24 protein-coding genes are annotated in these 21,404 nt (G+C 67.5%); 11 read left to right on the top strand and 13 right to left on the bottom strand.

Annotated features, from left to right (window positions below; all coding sequences use genetic code 11):
* Window positions 1–24: 24 nt before the first annotated feature.
* Window positions 25–732, top strand: a complete 708-nt coding sequence (locus tag ON29_RS01645; RefSeq protein ID WP_040864277.1) for a DUF8020 domain-containing protein — start codon at window positions 25–27, stop codon at window positions 730–732.
* A gap of 150 nt (window positions 733–882) precedes the next feature.
* On the opposite strand, the gene ON29_RS01640 is transcribed toward ON29_RS01645, so the two are convergent.
* On the bottom strand, window positions 883–1,872 hold the full coding sequence (locus ON29_RS01640; protein WP_051174766.1) for an alpha/beta hydrolase: 990 nt from the start codon (window positions 1,870–1,872) through the stop codon (window positions 883–885).
* A gap of 228 nt (window positions 1,873–2,100) precedes the next feature.
* On the opposite strand from ON29_RS01640, the gene rfbA reads away from it, so the two are divergent.
* On the top strand, window positions 2,101–2,973 hold the full coding sequence (gene rfbA, locus ON29_RS01635; protein ID WP_040864276.1) for a glucose-1-phosphate thymidylyltransferase RfbA: 873 nt from the start codon (window positions 2,101–2,103) through the stop codon (window positions 2,971–2,973).
* A 2-nt stretch (window positions 2,974–2,975) separates the two neighbouring features.
* A complete protein-coding gene (locus tag ON29_RS01630) occupies window positions 2,976–3,524 on the top strand; it encodes a dTDP-4-dehydrorhamnose 3,5-epimerase family protein (protein ID WP_040864275.1) in 549 nt (182 codons plus the stop codon).
* A gap of 71 nt (window positions 3,525–3,595) precedes the next feature.
* Here the strand turns inward: ON29_RS01630 and ON29_RS01625 are convergent, their stop codons facing one another.
* On the bottom strand, window positions 3,596–5,062 hold the full coding sequence (locus tag ON29_RS01625) for an MFS transporter (protein WP_040864274.1): 1,467 nt from the start codon (window positions 5,060–5,062) through the stop codon (window positions 3,596–3,598).
* An 85-nt stretch (window positions 5,063–5,147) separates the two neighbouring features.
* Here ON29_RS01625 and ON29_RS01620 point away from each other — a divergent pair, with 85 nt between their 5' ends.
* Window positions 5,148–5,576, top strand: a complete 429-nt coding sequence (locus ON29_RS01620; RefSeq protein ID WP_040864273.1) for a MarR family winged helix-turn-helix transcriptional regulator — start codon at window positions 5,148–5,150, stop codon at window positions 5,574–5,576.
* A 20-nt stretch (window positions 5,577–5,596) separates the two neighbouring features.
* On the opposite strand, the gene ON29_RS01615 is transcribed toward ON29_RS01620, so the two are convergent.
* Both ON29_RS01615 and ON29_RS01610 read right to left on the bottom strand, forming a co-directional pair.
* Complete coding sequence (locus tag ON29_RS01615; protein ID WP_245548780.1) at window positions 5,597–6,439, bottom strand: helix-turn-helix domain-containing protein; 843 nt, start codon at window positions 6,437–6,439, stop codon at window positions 5,597–5,599.
* A gap of 241 nt (window positions 6,440–6,680) precedes the next feature.
* On the bottom strand, window positions 6,681–7,259 hold the full coding sequence (locus tag ON29_RS01610; protein ID WP_040864271.1) for a DUF4282 domain-containing protein: 579 nt from the start codon (window positions 7,257–7,259) through the stop codon (window positions 6,681–6,683).
* A 292-nt stretch (window positions 7,260–7,551) separates the two neighbouring features.
* Between ON29_RS01610 and ON29_RS01605 the strand changes: the two genes are divergently transcribed.
* From ON29_RS01605 to ON29_RS01595, 3 genes are all read left to right on the top strand, one after another.
* Window positions 7,552–8,070, top strand: a complete 519-nt coding sequence (locus ON29_RS01605; protein ID WP_245548778.1) for a hypothetical protein — start codon at window positions 7,552–7,554, stop codon at window positions 8,068–8,070.
* A 203-nt stretch (window positions 8,071–8,273) separates the two neighbouring features.
* Window positions 8,274–10,460: a molybdopterin-dependent oxidoreductase gene (locus ON29_RS01600; protein ID WP_040864270.1), complete on the top strand. Its 2,187-nt coding sequence runs from the start codon at window positions 8,274–8,276 to the stop codon at window positions 10,458–10,460.
* Between the two features lie 231 nt (window positions 10,461–10,691).
* Entirely contained in the window at window positions 10,692–11,324 is a 633-nt protein-coding gene (locus tag ON29_RS01595; protein ID WP_040864269.1) for a pyridoxamine 5'-phosphate oxidase family protein, read from the top strand.
* Here ON29_RS01595 and ON29_RS01590 read toward each other — a convergent pair.
* From ON29_RS01590 to ON29_RS01580, 3 genes are read right to left on the bottom strand one after another with little or no spacing between them, the layout of a single operon-like run.
* Window positions 11,311–12,159, bottom strand: coding sequence for an SAM-dependent methyltransferase (locus ON29_RS01590; protein WP_051174765.1), 849 nt, complete (start codon window positions 12,157–12,159; stop codon window positions 11,311–11,313). The two genes, ON29_RS01595 and ON29_RS01590, sit on opposite strands and share 14 nt — an antisense overlap.
* An 8-nt stretch (window positions 12,160–12,167) precedes the next feature.
* Complete coding sequence (locus ON29_RS36320; RefSeq protein WP_040864268.1) at window positions 12,168–12,374, bottom strand: hypothetical protein; 207 nt, start codon at window positions 12,372–12,374, stop codon at window positions 12,168–12,170.
* Window positions 12,374–12,754, bottom strand: coding sequence for a hypothetical protein (locus ON29_RS01580; protein ID WP_245548776.1), 381 nt, complete (start codon window positions 12,752–12,754; stop codon window positions 12,374–12,376). Before ON29_RS01580 ends, ON29_RS36320 begins: the two co-directional genes overlap by 1 nt.
* 436 nt (window positions 12,755–13,190) lie before the next feature.
* Between ON29_RS01580 and ON29_RS01575 the strand changes: the two genes are divergently transcribed.
* Window positions 13,191–14,084 (top strand): helix-turn-helix domain-containing protein, encoded by an 894-nt coding sequence (locus ON29_RS01575; protein ID WP_040864267.1) that lies wholly within the window; start codon window positions 13,191–13,193, stop codon window positions 14,082–14,084.
* Window positions 14,081–14,287, top strand: a complete 207-nt coding sequence (locus tag ON29_RS01570; protein ID WP_040864266.1) for a DUF397 domain-containing protein — start codon at window positions 14,081–14,083, stop codon at window positions 14,285–14,287. Before ON29_RS01575 ends, ON29_RS01570 begins: the two co-directional genes overlap by 4 nt.
* A 340-nt stretch (window positions 14,288–14,627) precedes the next feature.
* Here ON29_RS01570 and ON29_RS37420 read toward each other — a convergent pair whose 3' ends face one another.
* Both ON29_RS37420 and ON29_RS01565 read right to left on the bottom strand, forming a co-directional pair.
* A complete protein-coding gene (locus tag ON29_RS37420) occupies window positions 14,628–14,756 on the bottom strand; it encodes a hypothetical protein (RefSeq protein ID WP_281032485.1) in 129 nt (42 codons plus the stop codon).
* 29 nt (window positions 14,757–14,785) lie between these two features.
* The gene (locus tag ON29_RS01565) at window positions 14,786–15,865 is read right to left on the bottom strand and encodes a Gfo/Idh/MocA family protein (RefSeq protein ID WP_083863175.1); all 1,080 of its coding nucleotides are present in this window, start codon (window positions 15,863–15,865) and stop codon (window positions 14,786–14,788) included.
* 106 nt (window positions 15,866–15,971) lie between these two features.
* On the opposite strand from ON29_RS01565, the gene ON29_RS01560 reads away from it, so the two are divergent.
* Window positions 15,972–16,559, top strand: a complete 588-nt coding sequence (locus ON29_RS01560) for a TetR/AcrR family transcriptional regulator (protein ID WP_040864265.1) — start codon at window positions 15,972–15,974, stop codon at window positions 16,557–16,559.
* Between the two features lie 668 nt (window positions 16,560–17,227).
* On the opposite strand, the gene ON29_RS01555 is transcribed toward ON29_RS01560, so the two are convergent.
* From ON29_RS01555 to ON29_RS01545, 3 genes are all read right to left on the bottom strand, one after another.
* Window positions 17,228–18,340, bottom strand: a complete 1,113-nt coding sequence (locus ON29_RS01555; RefSeq protein ID WP_040864264.1) for a hypothetical protein — start codon at window positions 18,338–18,340, stop codon at window positions 17,228–17,230.
* A 148-nt stretch (window positions 18,341–18,488) separates the two neighbouring features.
* On the bottom strand, window positions 18,489–18,824 hold the full coding sequence (locus tag ON29_RS33545) for a hypothetical protein (protein ID WP_157172626.1): 336 nt from the start codon (window positions 18,822–18,824) through the stop codon (window positions 18,489–18,491).
* 122 nt (window positions 18,825–18,946) lie between these two features.
* Window positions 18,947–19,924, bottom strand: a complete 978-nt coding sequence (locus tag ON29_RS01545) for an AraC family transcriptional regulator (RefSeq protein ID WP_051174762.1) — start codon at window positions 19,922–19,924, stop codon at window positions 18,947–18,949.
* Window positions 19,925–20,099: 175 nt separating this feature from the next.
* Between ON29_RS01545 and ON29_RS01540 the strand changes: the two genes are divergently transcribed.
* Entirely contained in the window at window positions 20,100–20,927 is an 828-nt protein-coding gene (locus ON29_RS01540) for an alpha/beta fold hydrolase (protein ID WP_040864263.1), read from the top strand.
* Here ON29_RS01540 and ON29_RS01535 read toward each other — a convergent pair whose 3' ends face one another.
* The gene (locus ON29_RS01535) at window positions 20,928–21,383 is read right to left on the bottom strand and encodes a GtrA family protein (RefSeq protein WP_245548774.1); all 456 of its coding nucleotides are present in this window, start codon (window positions 21,381–21,383) and stop codon (window positions 20,928–20,930) included. It lies immediately after the preceding gene.
* Window positions 21,384–21,404: the final 21 nt, after the last annotated feature.

Raw genomic sequence — 21,404 nt, 5'->3', positions numbered from 1 at the left:
GTTCCAATCGAGGTTCGAAACAAAATGCTGATGAGGAAATTCGCCGCGACGTCGGCACTGCTGATCGCCGCTCTCGGCGTCACCGCCGGCACCGTGAACGCGGCTCCGGCCCCCGAGGCCGATGGCGCGGTGAACTTCACCGCCCACGCGACCGACACCCAGTCCATCATCACGACCGATGCCGGTTCCATGGTCGTCGAGGATGGCACCTTCAAGGTCAAGGCCGCCAACGGCGACGTGCTGACCGGCATGCCGCTGACCTTCCGGGTCGACGACTTCGAGTTCCCGATCGCTGCCGAGATCGCGGACCGCACCGCCACCCTTACCCCCCAGTTCGACATGGCGCACGCGACCTACAAGCCGGTCGCCCTCCCCTTCGAGGACAAGGCGCCGTGGAAGACCGAGTACGACCGTGAGACGGCCGCCTTCAACCGCATGAAGGACACCATCTCGACCGGCGCCACCATCGGCACCCTGGTCGGCGGCCTCAGCGGCGCCGCAGTGGGCTGCGTGCTCGGCGGCATCGCCGGCGCCACCGTCGCCTCGGCGGCCATCATCGGCCTGTTCGGCGCGTTCATCCCGGCCGCCGCCATCGGCTGCCTCGGCGGCATCATCGCCGTCGGCGCCCTCGGCACCCTCGCGGGCCAGCTGCTGGTCACCGCTCCGGTCGCGATCGGTGCTGCGATCCAGTACTTCAGCACCATCAACCAGCCGTTCAACGCGCCGAAGTAATTCGCGAACGAACGCCAACTGAAAATCAGCGAAGCCCCGTCCGCGTGATCGCGTGGACGGGGCTTCGCTTTTCCGAGGGCGGTCGGAAAAGGACGCGAGCCCCGTCCCGCCTGAAATGCGGGGCGAGGCTCGCCTCGAAAGGCCGGACGGTCAAGCCGTCCGTGCCTGCTGGTCGTCCTCGATGCGGGCGCGCACGAACCGCGAGACCCGCGCCAGCGCCGCCCTGCTCTCCGGCAGGCTCGGCGCGATGCTCATGAAGGCGTGGACCTGGCCGCGCCACAGTTCCAGCGCGTTCGGCACACCCGCCGCGGTGAGCCGCTGTGCCATCAATTCGGAGTCGAAGCGCAGCACCTCGTCCTCGGCGGCGATCAGCAGCACGGGGGGCAGCGCGGACAGCACCGCGTTGACCGGCGACAGACTCGGATCGAGCGCCCCGTCGATCTCGGCGCCGATGCGCACCACCGCTTCCAGCGCCGACAGCGGGATATACGGATCCCGCGTCACATTCACATAGTCCCGCTTCGCCCCGTAGTCCAGGTCGAGCAGCGGGCTCAAGCCGACCAACCCGGCGGGCGCGGGCAGACCCGATTCCAGGGCGAGCAGCGCGGTCGCGAAGGTGAGGTATCCGCCCGCCGAGTCGCCCGCGAAGATGATCCGCCCCGGATCGGCGCCGTGCCGCAGCAGCCAGCGATACGCGGCCAGGCAGTCGCGCACCGAGTCGGTGATCCGCGTGCCGGGCAGTTGGCGGTACTCGACGTTGATCACGGGCAGACCGGTACGGCGGGCCAGGCTGCCCGCGATCGGGCGATGGCTGCGGGTACTGCAGATCGCGAAGCCGCCGCCGTGCATATAGAGCACCGCGCCGTGGCGCAGCGCACGCGACGCACCGGCCGGGCGGATGATCTCCAGGCGGATACCGTGCAGCGACACCTGCTCCCGATCGATGCCGTGCGGCCGAGGACGCAACCGCGCCAGCCCGTCCACGGTGGCGGCGCCGAGAGGAATGGTCGTCCTGGTGACGGGGAAGGTTCGCAGCACCGGCCGGACCACGCCCATACAGGTGGCCAGCAGCAGCCGCGATTGCGCGCTGGGGCCCTTCGGATTCATCACCACGCCGGGCTCGCCGTCTCTGGTCGCCATCGCGCACCTACCTCACAACTGGTGCGCCGAATCACGACCGGACCGAGGTCGCCCAGGCGAGCTGTCGGCGCTGACATCTCACGCGGTGTCTTTTCAGAACACCATGCGCATCGTGACCTACGCAACAGAATCGCTCGATCCGCGCCGCGGCGAAACAACCGTGACCGAATCGAGGACTACTCGGAACCTCACCGAATCCCGGCATCGTGAAACTGGCAGACTCCTTGCATGCGCGGAATCATCTTGGCGGGCGGCACCGGCTCCCGGTTGCACCCGATCACGCGCGGGGTGAGCAAGCAGCTGGTCCCGGTCTACGACAAACCCATGGTCTACTACCCCCTTTCCACGCTCATGCTCGCGGGGATCAGGGACATCCTGGTGATCACGACACCCGAAGACGCCGCGGCGTTCCGGCGGCTGCTCGGCGACGGCACGCAGTTCGGCCTGTCGCTCGGCTACGTGGTCCAGCCCGAGCCGGATGGCCTGGCCAGGGCCTTCGTCCTCGGCGCCGACCATATCGGCGCGGATTGCGCCGCACTGGTGCTCGGCGACAACATCTTTCACGGCCCCGGCCTCGGCACCAGCCTGAATCGCTTCCACGGGATCGACGGCGGCGCGGTGTTCGCCTACTGGGTCTCCGATCCCACCGCCTACGGCGTGGTGGAATTCACCGAGGGGCGGGCGGTGTCCATCGAGGAGAAGCCCAAGACGCCGCGGTCGAACTACGCCATTCCGGGCCTGTACTTCTACGACAACGACGTGGTGGAGATCGCCCGGTCGCTGCGACCCTCCGCGCGCGGCGAATACGAGATCACCGACATCAATCGCGCCTACCTGGAACAGGATCGCCTGAGCGTGGACGTACTCGCCCGCGGCACCGCGTGGCTGGACACCGGCACCTTCGATTCCCTGCTGGACGCGGCCAATTACGTGCGCACCATCGAAGAGCGGCAGGGCCTCAAGATCGGCGTCCCCGAAGAGGTGGCCTGGCGGATGGGCTTCATCGACGACGAGCAGCTGTGCCGACTGGCCGAACCGATGATCCGCTCCGGTTACGGCCGCTACCTGCTCGATCTGCTCGAACGCGGACGGGACTGGTGAGCATGGAGTTCCGGGAGCTCGCGGTGCCGGGCGCGTGGGTGGTCACGCCTCGCCAGCACGGCGACGATCGCGGCATGTTCCTCGAGGGCTTCAAGGCCTCGGAGTTCGAGAAGGCGACCGGGCGACCGTTCGACCTGCGGCAGGTGAACTGCTCGGTGTCGGCGGCCGGGGTGCTGCGCGGCATCCACTACACCGAGGACCCGCCGGGCCAGGCCAAGTACGTGACCTGCGTGCGCGGCGCGTTCCTCGACGTGGTGGTCGACCTGCGCCCTGGCTCGCCGACCTACGGCCGCTGGGACAGCGTGCTGCTCGACGACGTCGACCGGCGCTCGGTGTTCCTGTCCGAAGGACTCGGCCACGCGATCCTGTCGCTGGAGGACGGATCGACCGTCACCTACCTGTGCTCACTGGAGTACCAGCCGGAGTTCGACCACGACATGGACGCGTTCGATCCGACGCTGGGCATCGAATGGCCGCGCGTGGGGCGCGACGGCAGCGAACTCACCTTCGTCCGTTCGGCGAAAGATACCGCGGCCCCGCCGTTCTCCTGATCCGCACGAAGGAGCAAGGCCGAGCGCCGCCACCCGGTGCGGGTGACGGCGCGATGCGGCCGGTACAGCGGTCAGGCCACGAGCTCCAGTTCCTTCGACTCGTCCACCACCCGCTCCCGGCCCCGGAACCGCGGCGCGAAGGCGAGCAGGGCGACGAGCGCGCCGACGATGGACACGCCCGCGGCGAACTCCAGACCGGGACGGTAGGTGTCGAGCATCCCGGCGGCCGAGATGTCGGCGTGTGCGCCGGAGGAGATGATCGCGGTGGTCACCGCGAGCACGATGGCCGCGCCGACCTGCATGGAGGTCTGCAGCACGCCGGCCGCGAGACCCTGCTCCTCGTCCTCGATGCCGTTGGTGGCCTGGATGTTGATGGCGGGGAAGCCCACCCAGCCGATGCCGATGAGCAGCACCGCGGGCAGCAGCATCGTCAGGTAGGAGGGGGCGGTGTCCAGCCGCAGGAACAGCAGGTAACCGACGGCCATCACGACCATGGTCACCGCGATCACCGGCCCGGTGCCGAATCGATCCACGAGCTTGTCGGAGAAGAACGCCGACAGCACCACCAGCAGACCGACCGGCAGCAGCGCCATCGCCAGCTTCAACGGGGACCAGTCGAGGGTGTCCTGCATGTACAGGGTCACGATGAACTGCCAGCTGAAGTAGGAGCCCGCCACCGCGACGATCGCGAGACTGGCGCGGACCAGCGAGGACTTGCGCAGGATGCCGAGGCGCACCAGCGGGTAGCGCACTCGCTTCTCCACCGCGACGAACCCGGCGAACAGCGCGACGACCGCGAGGAACGAGCCGATGGTGCGCGCCGACGCCCAGCCGGCTTCCGGCGCGGCCACCACGGTGTAGACCAGCAGCAGCATGGCGGTGGTGGACAGCAGCGCACCCAGCAGGTCGTGTCCGCCTTCCTCGGCGGGCTTGTCCTTGGGCACCAGCACGTACGCCGAGACCAGCGCGGCGAGCGCGATCGGCACCGGCAGCAGGAAGGTCCAGCGCCAGCCGACGCCGGTCATCAGGCCGCCGAACAGCAGGCCCATGGAGTAGCCGCCCGCGCCGAACACCGTGTAGATGGACAGCGCCTTGTTCCTGGCGGGGCCCTCGGCGAAGTTCGTGGTGATGATGGACAAGCCGGTCGGCGCGGTGAACGCGGCGGCGAGGCCCTTGACGAAGCGAGTGAGGATCAGCAGCGGACCGGAGCTGACCAGACCGCCGGCCAGCGACGCGACCGCGAAGACCGCCAGGGCGATCAGGAAGACCTTGCGGCGCCCGAGCAGGTCGGCGGTGCGGCCGCCGAGCAGCAGCAACCCGCCGTAGCCGAGCACGTAGCCGCTGACCAGCCATTGCAGGGTCGAGGTGGACAGATCGAGTTCCGCGCCGATGGACGGCAGGGCGACACCGATCATCGAAACGTCGAGACCGTCGAGGAACAACACGATGCACAGCGTGATCAGCATGCCCCAGAGCCGGGCTGACCATCTGGCCGGATCGGTCGCCTGAGCGGCCGAGAGCGTCGCTGGTGAAGTCATGCGGGGAACATTACATGCGCGTGCATTAAATGCCAACACATTTAATGCGGTTGCATACACTTGCCGTGCCCACTAAGATGGGGCCATGTCGAAGCCGACCACCGTGAGCACAGTCCGGCGCGCTCTCGCGCCGGCCGGGTTGGTTGCCGAGTGGCGCGAGCTGCTCGACCGGCACGCGGCGGTGAGTTGCGCACTCGAGAAGGCGCTGCAGAACGGGCATCACATCGGGCTCAGCGAATTCGAGACGCTGGACCGGCTGGTGGACGCGAACTGCGGCGACTACCGCATGAGCGACCTGGCCAACGACATCTACCTCAGTCAGAGCGCGCTCTCGCGGGCCGTGGCCCGGCTGGAGCGCGACGGTCTCGTCCAGCGCACCATGTGCGCCCAAGACCGCCGCGCCGTGTTCGTGTGCCTCACCGAGAAGGGCCGCGAGGTCTACGAGCAGGCCCTGCCCACCCACCGGGAGGTCTTGAGCGACACCTGGGACCTGCCGGGGCCGCCGAAGTGCTGATCAGCGCCGGATAGTCCTGGTCAGAGCGATTTCCGGGCGTCTTCGATGCGTGCTCGCGCGTCGACCGCCGCCGCCTCGATGCTCGCGAAGGCCGCGCGGAAGCGCGCGATCTCGTGCTCCTTGTCCACGTAGACCGGCCCGGTGAACGCCTCCAGGTAGACCACCGGCGGTTCGGACGGCTCGCCGGAGCTCACGTCGAGGAACTCCAGCAGCACGAACCGGCCCGAGGTCATGCCGTCGTGGTAACCGCACTCGGTGGGCACCACCCGGAACCGGACGTTCGGCAGTTCGGTCATGCGCAGCAGGTGGTCGAGCTGCCCTGCGGTGACCTCCGGGTCGCCGATGCGCCGTCGCAAGACGGCCTCGTCGATCAGCGCGTCCAGCCGCAGCGGCGCGTCGGCGCGGGTGACCAGCGCCTGCCTGGCCTGGCGCAACCGCACCCTGCGGTCGATCTCGCCGGCGGACAACTCCGGGTGCGCCGCGGTGAACACCGCGCGGGCGTAGCCCTCGGTCTGTAGCAGTCCGGGGACGAGCTCGTTCTCGTAGGTGAACAGCCGGGTGGCCGCCTCTTCCAGCCCGATGTAGACGTCGAAGCCCTCCGGGATCACGTCGCCGTAGGCGGTCCACCAGCCTTTGGCCTTCGTGTCGCGCGCCAGCGCGCGCAGCGGTTCGAGCAGGTCGGGCGGCGCGCCGTAGACCTTGCACATCGCCTCGACATCGAGACCACGCAGGGAGGTCTGGCCGGTCTCGATCCGCCAGATCTTCGCCTCCGACCACTCCAGCTGCTGCGCGGCCACCCGCGTGGTCATCCCGGCACGGGTGCGCAGATCGCGCAAGTGCCTGCCGAGCTGCCGTCGCGGCATCGTCGATCCGGTCGTTCCCTGTGGTAAAGCCATGCTTCCCCCCTGTCCAGCCGCACACCGCCCGCACCGTGCGTTCGCGCGGTCTGCGGCGCGGCGCGCCCTCTCCGGAGACCCGTGGTGGATGTGCCGGGTATCCGAACAGCATTGTTCACAGTGAAACTCACAGTGGTCACGGCGCGCGTCTCAGCCAGGCCGATGGCTTCCGCGAGTCAAACCACTTCCGCACGCCACGTTTTCATCCCTACCTGCGCGGGTTGCGCTTGCGGAAGCGCCAGAACTGCACTGCTCGAACGTCTTCGGACAACTGGTTGACCGGCTCTGCCACGTCCGACAACGCCTGGAACAGGTCGTCGGCCAGCTCGCTGATGTGCTCCACCCTCGTCGCCAGGCGCGCGGCGTTCACCAGGAACTCGAGCATCAGGCGGACGGCGGCCGCGATGGTCAGGCCGAGCGGGACGCCCAGCAGCGCGGCGAGCACGCCGAGCGCCGCGGACACCCGCCACGCCGCCACCGTCAGCGTGATCGGCACGGCGAACGCGAACACCAGCCCCAAGATGTAGGCCAGCGGCAAGAGCGTGCGGGTGGCCGGGCGGTGGAACTGCACATCGAGCAGGGCGCGCGCGGCGGCGGCGCTCCACTGCGCGAACGCGCGGGGGCTGCGGAACGGCTCGGCGGGTTCCTCTTCGTCGGAGGCGGCCCCGGCGAGCCGCTTGGCCGCCGACTCCTTCCACGTGAGCCAGCGCGACTCGGCCTCGTACTCCTCGACGTCCGCGGTTTCGCGGTCCGCGGGCGCTCCGGCGCCGTGGGGTTCGTCACTCATGCCGAGAATCCTCCTTGCCCGGGGCGCTTCGATCCAGCCGGAAACGCACGCCACCGGTATGTTTTCGCACCCGCGACTCCCGGGGGGCCATCCACAGCGACCTCACAGCTCCGGCGCAGCGAGTGACCAGGTCCGGGGTCGAAAGTAGCTGCGTGGCAACCATGGCGAGCCACCTCGGGATGCCCGGCGAGACCCGTACGAACCTCTCGGAAATGAGACGTAGGCGACACTCCGGAAATTTTCTCGAGGAACGCGTAACGCCCGTGGCGGCCCCAGCCGATACGACCCATGAATGCAGGACCCAAAGATCTACCGGGGAATGGAGAAGACAGTGCGCACCACGTTTCCGACTTCCGTCACGGCGGCCGAACTGACCGCCGCTGCGCAGGACTACAACCAGCGCGGGTGGACGGTCGCCGAAACGGCCAACGGTCTGAGCCTGATCACCGACGACGACCTGTCCGGCATCGAGGTCACCGGCGAACTGGCCGGCGAGGTCCGCCGCTTCCTGCGCGCGAACAACCTGTCCGGCGCGGTGATCGAGATCCCCGGCCCGGAGCGTCGCGAGATCCACCTGGTCACCGGCGTCCGCAAGGCCGCGATGGCGTTGCAGGCGCTGCGCGAGGCCGGGGCCACCGTGTACACCGACGGCGCGGGCATCCCGCTGCCGCCCACCCAGCTCTCGGCCGGCTCGGCCTGCTGGGGCGTCGCGCCCGCCGAGGCCCGTTGGGTGCCGCCGGTCGTCGCCCTCGCCGCAGCCGTGCGCGCCGCCACCTCCGCGCGCCGCACCAAGCTGACCATCGCCTGCTGACCATCGCCTACTGAGCAACGCCTCCCTGATCGGATGAACCTGCTGATCGCGGGCCGGGGCCGCGCTACCCGGCCTGTTTGCGACCGGTATCCGTCCTGACGCTCCGGATCCCCACCCCGGAGCGCCGCCGGGTACCGGTCGTTTGGCGTTGCCGATATCGAGCGTTCTCTTTTCAGTTCCACCGCCGGACGACAAGATGGGGTATGGCCCCGATCACGCAAGCGCGCAATCTGCTGCGGACCTGCCCACTCTGTGAGGCGGTCTGCGGCTTGGACATCACCCTGGACGCCGACGACCACGTGACCTCGGTCCGTGGCGACCGCAGCGATCCCTTCAGCAAGGGCTTCATCTGTCCCAAGGGGGCCAGCTTCGGCCACCTCGACGAGGACCCGGACCGGGTGACCGAACCGCTGATCCGCGACCGCGCGACCAGCGCCTGGCGCACCGCGACCTGGGACGAAGCTTTCGATTACATCGCCGCGCGGTTCCCCGCCGTCGTGGCCGAGCACGGGAACCAGTCGGCCGCGGCCTACTTGGGCAATCCCAACGCGCACACCGTGGCCGGCGCGCTGTACGTGCCGATGCTGCTGCGCGCGCTGGGCACCAAGAACATCTACTCGGCCAGCACCGCCGACCAGATGCCCAAGCAGGTGGCCAGTGGGCTGATGTTCGGCGACCCGCTGACCGTGCCGGTGCCCGACCTGGACCGCACCGATTATCTGCTGATGCTCGGCGCCAATCCGCTGGAATCGAACGGTTCGCTGTGCACCGCACCGGATTTCCCGGGCAGGTTGAAGGCGCTGCGCGGTAGGGGCGGCCGCTTCGTGGTGGTCGACCCTCGGGTGACCCGCACCGCGAAACTCGCCGACGAGCACCTGTTCATCCGGCCGGGCAGCGATGCCTACCTGCTGTTCGGCATCGTGCACACGCTCTTCGCCGAGCAATTGACCGATCTGCGCGTCGACGTCACCGGGCTGGACGAATTGCGCGCGACCGCCGCGCCGTTCGACCCGGACACCGTCGCGGCCCGCACCGGCGTGCCCGCGTCCACGATCGTGCGGCTCGCCCGCGAGCTCGCGGCGGCGCCGACCGCCGCGGTGTACGCCCGCATCGGCACCTGCACCGCCGAATTCGGCACGATCACGCAATGGCTGGTCGACGCGATCAACGCGCTGACCGGCAACCTCGACTCCCCCGGCGGAGCGATGTTCGCCACCGCTGCCGCCGGCGGCATCCCCCGGACCAAGCCGTTCCGTGCCGGGCGCTGGACCAGCCGGGTCCGCGAGCTACCCGAGGCGATGGGCGAGCTGCCCGTCGCGACGCTCGCCGACGAGATCACCACGCCCGGCGAGGGGCAGATCCGCGCCCTGGTGACGGTCGCGGGCAATCCCGTGCTGTCCGCACCGAGCGGCGCCCGCCTGGACGAGGCATTCGCCCAGCTCGACTTCATGGTGAGCGTGGACCGCTACGTGAACGAGACCACCAGGCACGCCGATGTGATCCTGCCTCCCCCGCGTCCCACCCAATCCCCGCACTACGATTTCGCGCTGCTGCAATTCGCCGTGCGCAATTACACCCGCTACTCGCGCCCGCTGGTGCCGCTGGGTGACCGGCCCTCCGAGCCCGGCGTCCTGGCACGTCTGGCCGCCGCGCTCACCGGCAGGCCGCACAACGGCTCCGACGGGATGGATCCACTCACCGCCATGGACGAACTCGTCATCGCGGGCCTGCTGCACAAGGCCGGGCTTACCGAGCGGCGCGGCGACCTGATCGGCGAGAACAGCACCGAGCAGCGTATCGACCTGATGCTGCGCCTCGGGCCGTACGGCGAATGGAACGGCAACACGCTCAATCTGCAAGTGCTGCTGGACAACCCGCACGGCATCGACCTCGGCCCGTTGCGGCCGCGCCTGCCGGGCGTCCTGCGCACGGCGAGCGGCCGCGTGGACCTGGCCCCGCAGCCCCTGCTCGACGACGTGGCGCGGATGCGGGCCCGGCTGGCCGACGAGGCGCCGGAGATCGTGCTGATCGGGCGGCGGCAGCTGCGGTCCAACAACAGTTGGATGCACAACATCGCGCCGCTGGTGAGCGGGTCGAATCGCTGCACACTGCACATCAATCCGGCCGACGTGGCACGGCTGGGGCTCGGCGATCAAGCGGTGGTCAAGTCGGCCGCCGGGACCCTGACGGTTCCGCTGGAGCCGACCGAGGCCATCATGCCCGGCGTGGTGAGCCTGCCGCACGGGTGGGGCCACGCCGACAGCGGCCAGACCGTGGCCCGCGCGCACGCGGGTGTCAACGCCAATGTGCTCACCGATGATTCGGTGGTCGACGCGCCCTCCGGCAACGCCGTGTTCAACGGGGTTCCGGTCACGCTGACCCCGGCCTGACACACCGCGAACCACTCCCGCAAATGCCGACCGGTCGGAAACAGTTCCGGCCGGTCGGCTTTTAGCTAATCGTCCGAAATGCTTGGTACGTACACGAATCGGCTGGATTTTCGATGCCGATTTCCACGTTTTACCTGGCGATCCTCATCTAAAATCGACACGATCTCGGTACGACCGCGGTTCAATGTCGAGCCTGGTGGACCCCGGATTCCGGCGACCAGAGGGGCGGCGATGCCCGGCATGCACAGTGGCAGCAGCGGCGAGCGTGAGCTGCAAGAACAGTACGGAACGCAGGATCGAGCACAGCGGTTCTACGACGATCAGATGCTCGATCGACTCAACCCGGCGATGATCGATTTCATCGGCCGGATGGATATGGCGTTCATCGCCACGGCGGACAAAAACGGCGAATGCGACTCGAGTTTCCGTGCCGGACCGCCCGGTTTTCTGCACGTGATCGATGAACAGACGATCGCCTACCCGGAATACCGTGGCAACGGCGTCATGGCCAGCCTCGGCAATATCCTGGAGAACGCGCACGTCGGGATACTGCTTCTCGATTTCGTGCGCGACCTCATCGGACTGCACATCAACGGTGCGGCACACATCGTCTCCGACCACGCCCTGCGCAACGTCGTTTCCGACCTGCCGGTCAACCACAAGGGCCGCGTGGCCGAACACTGGGTCGTGGTCCGCGTGGAAGAGGCCTATATCCACTGCCGCAAGCACATCCCGCACCTGGTCCCCGCCCCACGCGAACAGCGGGAGTGGGGCACAGACAACGTGCGAGCCAAGGGCGGCGACTACTTCGGAGCGAAGGCGGAGAAGAACGAACTGGCCGAGTCGCTGGTCAGCGGGTCCTGAGGGGAGGTACACGGCCCAACGCGCCCAGCATCAGTCGTTCCTCTACTGATCGCCGGCGCGGTGCGGGACCGTAAGGCCACCAGTCGCCGAGTTCGACCAGACCGGGGTCGACAAGCTCCAGCCCGCCGAAGTAGGTGGCGATCTGTTCGCGGGTGCGAAACCAGCCTGAACCCAAGCCGTGGACGAAGCGGTGCTCGAGTTCGCGGGCGAGCCGGTGGGCAGCGGGATTGTCCGTGGGGTCGAGGTAGTGACTGATCGCGAGGTACGAACCCGGCGACAGGAACTCGGTGTACGCGCGGGCGATCGCCGCGGGGTCGAGTTCATCGGGCACGTGATGCAGGACGCCGGACAGAATGACTGTGAGCGGGCGACCGGGCACGATGTGGCCGGCGATTTCCGGCAGCAGGGTTCGCGGTTCCGTCAGATCACCTTGCACGTAACGGACGCCCGCATGCCGCTCGAGCAGGGCGCGGCCGTGAGTGCAGCAGAGCGGATCGTTGTCCACGTAGACCACCCGCGCTCCCCTGTCGTACTGGTGCGCGATCTCGTGAATGTTCGTAGCGGCGGGCAGCCCGGCCCCGAGGTCGACGATCTGGTCGATACCGACCTCGCCTACGAGGTGGCGGACGAGGCGATCCAGCCAAAGTCGCGACATCGAAGGCACTTTTCGCATGTTCGGGGCGAGTTGGAGGATGTCATGGAAGAAGCGCCGGTCGACTTCGTAGTTGTCTTTGCCTCCGAGGCTGTAATCGTGTACCCGAGCGATGCTGGGGCGCGTCGGGTCCGGCCCGACCGGTGCACGCACACCGGTTCCGTGCGGGAGTTCCCCCGGCATAAGGGCGTTCACGCCGATGCCCGGTTCGCGGCGACCAGCGGGCGGGTGGTCGGCAGTGTCTGTGCCCGCATCCATGCCACGGCGCCTGTGACCGTCGCCGGAAGAGGTTCGTAGCGCGGAACTTCGCGCCCGACGCGGCGTTCCAGAACCGCCATCGCGACCAGGAAGTTCGCCACGAACCACAGCACGACTCCAGCGATGACAATCGCGACCATCACCCGTGTACCTCGGTGATGTCGAATGGCCGGTCACCATCGCGCGTCCGACGGCGGGGAATTTGATCGGCCCAAGCGCGGATCGCCTCTACCACGGCGAGGCCGGACGGCCGAAACGCATTGGCAGGCGGTTCAATCCACAGACGAATCGCACCCGCCGAGGCGGTGGGCGACGGCAGCGCGATCGCCGCCCCCGCACGAGCGACGGACACATCCAGCCGAAACAGCTCTGCGAACAGCCGCATGTCATCGACCTCCCCGAGATCCGGCCGAATCAAGAACGTCCACCTGCCGGAGCGTGGATGGCCGATGATCGGCCCGACCGAATTCCCCTGTCCGTGCAGATGCGCCCGCACCGCCTGCCCCAACCGCGCGGGCATCGTGATCCCCCACACGCTGCCCGCATGCACGACGATCCGCCCCAATCCGGGCGGGTCGATGACAGCGGGTAGACCGCATGCGCGGCGGTAGAACTGGCACCGCGAGACCGGTGTGTCCTCGAACGGCTCATGGTCCATCTCGAAAGCCCCCTACTCGGATCGAAGGTCGTGCGAAGGGCGCCCGGCCCCGGCCGGTTGGCGTCGGGAGCGACCGGGCGTGCGAACGAGAACGGAATATTGGCTGGATCAACAGCTCTCGTTGCCGGGCGCCTACTCAGTACACAACAAAAGGGCTCAACTGGACTGTCCAACAAGGACATTCCATCAATTACACTGGATGGCCAGTATGGGGCGGTCCAGCCGAAGGCGGGCCTCCACAGACCGGTCCAGCACGTTTCGGTCCAGTACGGGTCACATCAGATAGCGAGGCTAAGCAATGGCAGGAGGGTCCACCCTTCCCCGGCGTGCGCTCGGACGCCGACTCCGCGAACTGCGCTCCAAAGCCAAGAAGAGCCAACTTGCGGCAGGGCTGGCGATCGAGGTGTCCAAGCAGGGCATCGGAAGGTTAGAAGACGGGCAGGTAGTCAGGATCAGCACGGCGCAGCTTCGTGACTTGCTGGACTTCTACGAGGCGGATGGAGATGCCAAAGCCGAAGTGCTGGGCCTGCTCCAAGAAGTCAAAGCAGCCAAGGGCGACCCTTCCAATGGCTGGTGGCGCGCCTACGCCGATGTGGTCAACCCACACTTCGATCACTTCATGAGCTTGGAGCAAGCGTGCTCCCGCATGACCGCCTTCCAACTCACGCTGCTGCCTGGCCTGCTGCAAACCGCCGGGTATCGCAGATGGATTGCACGGACGACCGATCCGGCCATGTCAGCTGTGGACGTGGAGCGACGACTCGAGTTGACCGCGCGGCGGCAGCGTCGGCTTGCTGAAGACCCGAGCTTCTCGCTGGAAGTGCTGTTGTCCGAGTCCGTACTGCGGCACCAGGTCGGTGGGCGAGATGTGATGGCACAGCAGTTGCCCTACCTCCTCGATGTTGGAAGTCTTCCGAACGTCTCCATCCGCGTAATCCCCTTCGATACCGGTGGACACCCGGGCTTGGTAGTTCAGTCGTTCACCCTGTTCGAATTTCCCGCCCTCCATCTGAGCCGAGTGCCGGAGCCGCCGGTTGTCTTCGTGGAAGGCTTCACAGGTGCGTTGTTCCTGGAAGACGATTGGGTGATCGAGCGCCACAGGGCGACAGCGGCAAGCCTTCGCCAGGTAGCGTTGAGCGAAAGTGACACCAGAATCTTGGTGCAGCAGATCGCAGAGGAGTACGGCGCGTGACCAGGGAATTATCCAACGCGAGCTGGTTCAAGAGTAGTTATAGCCAGGCGGGCGGGGACTGCGTGGAGGTCGCTTATCTCGACGGGGGCTCGGTCGGCGTACGCGACTCGAAGAACCCGACCGGCCCCGCGCTGGTATTCACCCCCGGCGAATGGGACGCCTTCACCGCAGGCGTGACGGATGGCGCATTCCACCGCCACTGACCACATCGACCGACACGGCCCGGCCCACTGACTCGAAACGTCAGGAGCCGGGCCGATTCCGTATCAGCTGCCTCTGCGATCGGGTTGTTATCCCGATATGACGTCGACCCACGGTCTCCCCAGCGCAGAGGCCGCACCCCTCCCGCCCGGACCTGCGACTTCATCATGGTCGACCCGCGAGTGGCACACCCTGGAGACCTCTTCTCGGAAAATGCCGCGACCATGTGCCACCCTCGCCGGAAAGGACGCCCACCGGCGATCACGCGGTGCAGGGCGCGGGCGAACAGGCGGGTGCCCGGTCACAGCGAACGCTGCTAGCAGGTGGGTGCGCCGGACAAGGTCAGAACAGGGTGTCGCGGACCCGTAGAGTGCGGTATCCGGTGGGTCCGAGCTGGGCGAGTTCGGCCTCGATGTCGACCTCGATCGCGGTCCTGAAATAACCCGATGAGAGAGCGTTCGGAACGGCCACCGCTGGATGTTGCCGGGGCTCCGCGCCGGTTACGAGATGTCCTGCGTAATTCCTTCTGCTGCGGATTGTTCGATGGCGGCGAGCAGGCGGTGATGGCGCAGGGCGGTCTCGAAGCTGGGGTGCGGTTGCCGCGCTTCGGTGATGGCTTGGGCGACCTCCTGGTAGAGGGCTGCGATGTTGGCAGGTGGGCCGGACTGGACGCTGGCGGGAACGGTGCGATAGTTGGCGGGCACGGTCAGGACCTCGTTGCCGATCCGGATGTCCCAGTCGCCCCAGTGGATGAATGTCCCGGGCTGGGCTGGGATGGCGGTCAACGTTGCGTCACTGCCGACTAGTTCGAGCCGGAATCCGTACCGGGCGGGCCCGTTGCCGCCATGTACGGCGACCGAGGCGGTTGCACCGCCGGCCAGAATTCCGTGCAGCAGCACATGGCTGGGCGTGGCGTTGGTCGCAGTCCGCTCTGTCCCGGTGACGAGAACGCGGTCGTGGGTGCGGGGCAGCCGTGCGGAGACTTCGGTCAGTGAGCCCGCAACCCCTTCGAGTGTCGCCAGGAAGTGACCGGCCATGATGGTCAGGATATTGGTTCCCTCCGCGGGGTCGAGTCCGAACACCAGGTCGGGCCATATCCGACTACCTCCCCAGGGGGCACCCTCCGCCACCAGCGAGACCGATTCGAGCGTGCCGATCCGGCCGTCGGCCAGGAGGTCCGTGACGAAGCGGGCGCTCGGGGAGTGATGCCCCTGCAGGACGACCGCGTGAACGACACCGGCGGCGGTGGCGGCCTCGGTCAGCTCGCCCGCTTCGTCGGCGTCGATGCCTAGCGGCCACTCGGACACGACGTGCTTGCCTGCGTCGAGCGCTGCACTGATCACGGCGGCATGCCCGGAAGCCTTCACCGAGACGACGACCAGGTCGACCTCGGGGTGCGCGGTGAGTTCGCGTGCGTCGGCGAAGGCGTACCGTACGCCGTGGGCGGCGGCCACTCGGTCCGCGCTGGCCTGGTTGGTGGTCGCGACCGCGGTCACGTCGAACTCCTCGAGCGCTGTGAGCGCGGGCAGGTGTGAGCTGTCCGCCCAACCGCTGGCCCCGACAACTCCGACTCGGATCATGCACCACTCCTTAGTTATTTACCATTCGGTATAAAACTAGAAGGTTCCACCTCGGTCACGCAAGGGTAATGTACCGATAGGTAAAAAACATGAAACGGAGGACGGCATGCCCGGCGGACGCCCACGCTCGTTCGACACCGCCACCGCGCTCGACTCCGCATTGGAGGTGTTCTGGCGCAATGGCTACGAGGGCACCTCGATCGCCGACCTGACCGCCGCGATGGGTATCAACAAGCCCAGCCTCTATGCCGCCTTCGGCAAGAAGGAGGAACTGTTCGGCAAGGTCCTGGCCCGCTACCTCGACGGCCCCGGCGCCTACGCCACCGCCGCGCTGGACGCCTCCACCGGCCGGGAGGTCATCGAGCGGCTGATCCACGGTGCCATCGACCTGACCGCAGGGGAAAACACGCCCCACGGTTGCCTGTGCGTCAAAACCGTTCAAGCCTGTGGACCCGGCGCGGACGCTGTACGCCAGGACGCCGTCGCGGTACGCAAGGCCGGCGAAGCGGCGCTGCGCCGGCGGCTCGAGCAAGCCACCGACCTGCCGTCCCACCACGAGCCGGCCACCCTGGCCGCACTCGTCCACACGATCTCTGACGGCATCGCCGTCCAAGCCGCAGCCGGGCGCAGTCGTGACGAGCTGCACCAGATCGGCGCCTCGGCCCTGCATGCTCTCCTGGACGAAGGCATGTAGCCACGCCCCGAAAGAGCAACGTGCAGAGCGCCGTCGGGCGCAGTGAGTTCGCGACAAAGCCGCTGGTCGCGCGTTTCAGCGGCTTCGACCAAGCCCGCGATCCCCTCGACGCCCGCATCCGAACCCTACCGGCGGTCGACCCTCGGTACCGGCGGGCCGGACGTGAGCGGCCATAGCTCGGCGGCGACCGTCGTGGTCATCGGGTCGGAGACACGCGTTCAGTCGGCCGCATGGCGTCCGCCGGCCGAGGGATCGCTCTGCTGTTCCTGGAAGGTGAATCGTGGCGCTGTGTGCACGCGCGACACGTACGCGTAGCGCATGTCTCGACCACCGGGGCGGGAGACGACACCGTACTTCGATGGATCCCCGGCGAACCACACCTCTCGGGTGTTGTGGTTGACCAGCTTGCCCCGATCCCATGCCCAGGTGCTCAGGATGAGAGTCGAGACGATCTCTCCGCTCGGGCCGAGCAGGTCGATCCATTCATACTTCCCCGCGGAGATATAGCGGATCGGCCAGATCGTCCAAGGATGCCTGAAGAGGGCAAGACAGGCTCCGCAGCCCGAACAACGCTGGCGATATCGGTCAGTGGAAGTTCGTGATAGCCGGGCGGTATCTCAACCGAAATGGCTTGTGCCGGAATGCGCTGCTGTTTATCCATGCTGCTTTCACCCCCCGAAAATGTTTCCCAGCGCCGTACCGGCAAGGGTACTGAGGGCACCTTCACCACGTTTGAGCACGGTCAGCGCAACGGCTGGATCGGCCACGCTGTGCGCTCCTTCGACGCCGGTGAATTGCAGCAACCGGTTGACTCCGTTCGTGGCTCCGGTCCTCGACAAGATGTCCGTCACGTTTCGGACGTTGTGGTCGGTCATGAGCTTGTTGACGAGCCCCGGGTTGTGTGCCGCCTCCGACCACGCGCGGGCCATGCCCTCGAAGCGGCCGACATCACCGACCGCGTCTCCGAGCAACGCGACCTTACTGACCTTCCCGAGAGCACCGACTCCGGGAACCAGGCCGAGCGCATCGCCGGAGATCGTCAAACCGGCGTTGAGACGCTCGCTCAGACTGCCGTGCAACAGGTCCTCACGCATCTCAGCGTCGGTGACATCCAGCGCCAAGGCACCCGCGCCCGCGACCAGTGCGACCCCCAGAGCGATGGCATCGATCGGCGGCGGCGTGATCACGGCAAGCAAACCGGCGATTGCCGCCGTGCAGGACAGGGCTTCGTGCAGGCCTTCGCGGTGGTCATCGATCCATTCGCCGACCGCTTTTATAGCATCGGCGATACGATCCCAAATGCTCTTGTCCGGCGGGCTCGGCGCGAAATCCTTCGCCGCGGCGTCCAATGCCGCGGCGATGCGGCCCGCGAGGGCGCTGTGGGTGCTTTCGAGATCGCGTGCGCGGCCGATGATCGCGTCGATTTTCCCTTGCCAGTCGTCGACGGCGGCCACCGCCGCGTTGACCTTGGCAGTGGCATTGTTCAACCGCGTTTGGGCGGCACGCAACTCGTCCGGATCGGTGAACTGCACGTTCGCCAAGCCCAGGTCGGGATCGGACCGAGCTTGTTGCAGCGCGCTCACCGCCTGCGTGTGTCCAGCGCGCGCATCGGCCGCTTCCTGTTCCAGCCCCTTCGCCGTGTCGTGGTAGCCGACCAGGTTGGTGTGCCACTCGCCCAGCAGGTCGACGGCTCGCTCCAGCGATTGCTGGGCGTATCCCAAATCGGTCGCCAAGGTGGCGTCGAAGTTCGTTCGGAATGCGTTGCCCGCGTCGCCTTCCACACGTCATCGCTGTCCACCAGGCGATTCAGCAGGCTCCTGGTTTCCGTCACGCCTTGCCGGGCGGTGTCGATCTGGCCCCGCAGGCTCGCCACCTCATCCGGCGTCCCAGGGACCGGATCGAAGCCGAGGTTCGGATAGGGGTTGACGCTCATCGGACGATGCCCGGCTGGTCGCCGTTGTCGGGCGCTTGCCCATTTACCGGATTCTGCCCTTGCCCGAGTGCCTTCGCGAAGGAGTTGTCGAGGGAGACGTAGGCATCATGACATTTCGACACACCCTCGGCGGTCGTGGTGGCGGCCGCACAGATGCGCTCGATCCCGAAACGCCACCGCCGCTGGAAGCTGTCGGCCGCATCGTTGAGGGCCGCCGTGCCGATGTCGCCGTGCCCGCCCTTCGCGAGCGCTTTCATCGCATCGTCCAAAACCTGTTCGGCCTCACGGAGCGACTGCACCGTCTTGGCCAGAACGTCGATATCGACCTGCAAGTACCCTGCCATCGCGCCCCCTTCTCCGCCGAAGAATCGTGTGGCCGTTGGGGTTCGGGTGAACGGCGGCGTGCTCGATCCCGCCCCGCGTGCCGACGAACACCGTATCCGATGATGTTCGCTCAGCGCGGTCGTATTTCCTGCGGAGTCACCCCGAACCGCGCTTTGAAGGCGGCTCCGAAGGCGCTGAGCGAGCGGAAACCGCTGGCGTACGCGATGTCGGCGACGGTGCGGTCGCGTGGGGCTTCGCGGAGGCGGCGGTGCGCGCGGTCGAGGCGTTCGGCGCGGATCAGGTCGCTCGGTGTCGTACCGGTGTGGTGCAAGGCCAGTTGGATCTGGCGCAGTGACCAGCCGAGGCTTCGCGCGATCGCGGTGGGCGACAGGGTCGGGTCGTCGGCGTGGCGGCGGACGTGATCGCGGACCGCGGTGTCCACCGTGGCCAGCACGGTGGGCATCGCGTCGCGGCGGCGCAGGCAGAGGCCGAGTAGATCGACGATCGTGTCACAGGCGGAGGCGAACTCGGGACCGTCGACGGCCGCGCGCTGCTTGCCGAGTTCGGTGATCATGCCTGTGACAACCGATCCCAGTCCTTCCCGCAGGTCGATCAGTGCGGGTCCGGCGCCGAGTTCGAGGGGCACCGCGCCAGCGGGGACGTTCAACACCCAGCCGCGCGCGGCCATGGGCTGGCGGAATTCCACGGGACGCGTCTTGGTGACCACCGCGCCGTGCCCCGGGACCACCTGGGCGGTGATGTCATCCTGCCGAAGACGCAGTGCGCCCGCGACCGGGATCATCACCCGCAGGCTCTCATCGCCGTCGTGCCGGATGTCCGCGCGGGTTCTGGCGTAGACGATGCTGTCGGACCAGAAATCGATCAGCTGATAGCCCGCGTATCGCTGCACGGCCGTAGCGCCACGGAACGACGCCGGACTGGCGAAGCGGCACTGCAACGTGCCCTGGTTACGACAGACGTGCTCGGCCCAGAAGTCGGCCGATTCGCGGGGCGGGACTGCGCCGGTATCGACTCGTTCCACGCGATATGGCTCGGCGATCGACACGAGCATCCTCCAGACCGGCGTGCGCGCTTCCGTGAGACCCATGCACGGATCAGGTCGAGCGCGCATGGGTCCACGCCTAACGTGAGAGTCCGATCGTACAGATCACTGCCCAGAAACATCGGCGCGTCGCGGCCGGCGGCGGGACCCGTTCGATGGAGCGGGAAGACGCCCCAGCCGGGCACCGGCCCGCCGCTCACCGCGAGGAATGAGCACTGTCATGGACCGCAGGCATATCCACATCCAGACTCGGCTCGGGTTGCTGCACGTCGTGCTGACCGGCAGCGGCCATCCGATCGTGCTGTGGCCGAGCCTTCTGATGGACGCCGCCCTCTGGGATGCACAGGTCGCGCACTTCGCACGGGATTTCCTGACCATCGCGGTGGACCCGCCCGGCCACGGGAGGTCCAGTCGTCTCGAGCGGCCCTTCACCTTCGACGAGTGCGCGGGCTGTGTGGTCGACATCCTCGATCAGCTCGGCTTACCTCGGACGCATTTCATCGGGAACTCCTGGGGCGCGATGATCGGCGGCACCCTCGCCGCCGAATTCCCTGATCGCGTCGAGTCCGCCGTTCTGATGAACGGCACGGCGTCATCGGCACCGCTCGGTCAACGGCTGCAGTACCGGACGCTGCTGATGATGATCCGGATCCTCGGCGGGATTCGCCCACCGCTCACCAGATCGGTGGTTCGCGCGTTCCTCGGCCCGACAACCGAACGCACCCGCCCGCAGGTGGTTCGGCAGGTCGTCGACGTGGCGCGTCGCAATGATCCGGCATCGGTCGCTCACGCCGTGCGATCGGTGGTGATCGACCGCCCGGACCAACGAGGCCGCTTCGCCTCGATCACCTGTCCCACACTGATCGTCGGAGGCCGCGAGGATCGCACGTTCCCCATGCCCGAACTCGAGATCATGGCGGAGTCCATCCCGGGCGCGGAACTCGTGGTGGTCGACGGAGCCGCACACCTCGCGGCAGCGGAGATCCCCGACGAAGTCAACCGCTTGGTCGAGACCTTTCTGACCCGCCGCGGCGCGACGAGCGAATAGTCAGCGGATCTTGAAGATCACCAAACGCTGGACGACGAAGTTGATGACGGTCGCGGTGCCCTGGGCGATGACGAAGGCCAGCGGCTGGCGCCACCACTCGCCCGGGAGGGTGAAGTAGAACAGGTTGTTGATGCCGACCTGCACCGCGAAGGTCACCGCGTAGAGCGCGACGACCGCGAGGAAGCGGACGCGGCTGGGTGGGGCCTGGAAGGTCCAGCGGCGATTGATCAGGTAGGCGGTTGTGGTGCCCGCCACGAAACTGATCGACTTGGCGACGATGACCGGCAGGCCCACCAGGTTGAGCAGCAGGCTGTAGAGCCCGTAATCGACGACGGCCGAGAACCCGCCGGTGAGGGTGAACCGGATGATCTGCGTCTTGAGGTCGACATCACTGCCGCCGGGCTCGTCGACCAGCGGCAACTCCGCCGGAAGCGGCAGGTGGGGTTCGGCTTGCACGCCGACGAGCGTAGCGTCGAA

Source organism: Nocardia exalbida NBRC 100660 (assembly GCF_000308575.1).
Classification (GTDB): domain Bacteria; phylum Actinomycetota; class Actinomycetes; order Mycobacteriales; family Mycobacteriaceae; genus Nocardia; species Nocardia exalbida.
The sequence above is the reverse complement of the archived record's forward strand: the minus strand, read 5'-3'. Positions and strand labels throughout refer to the sequence as shown.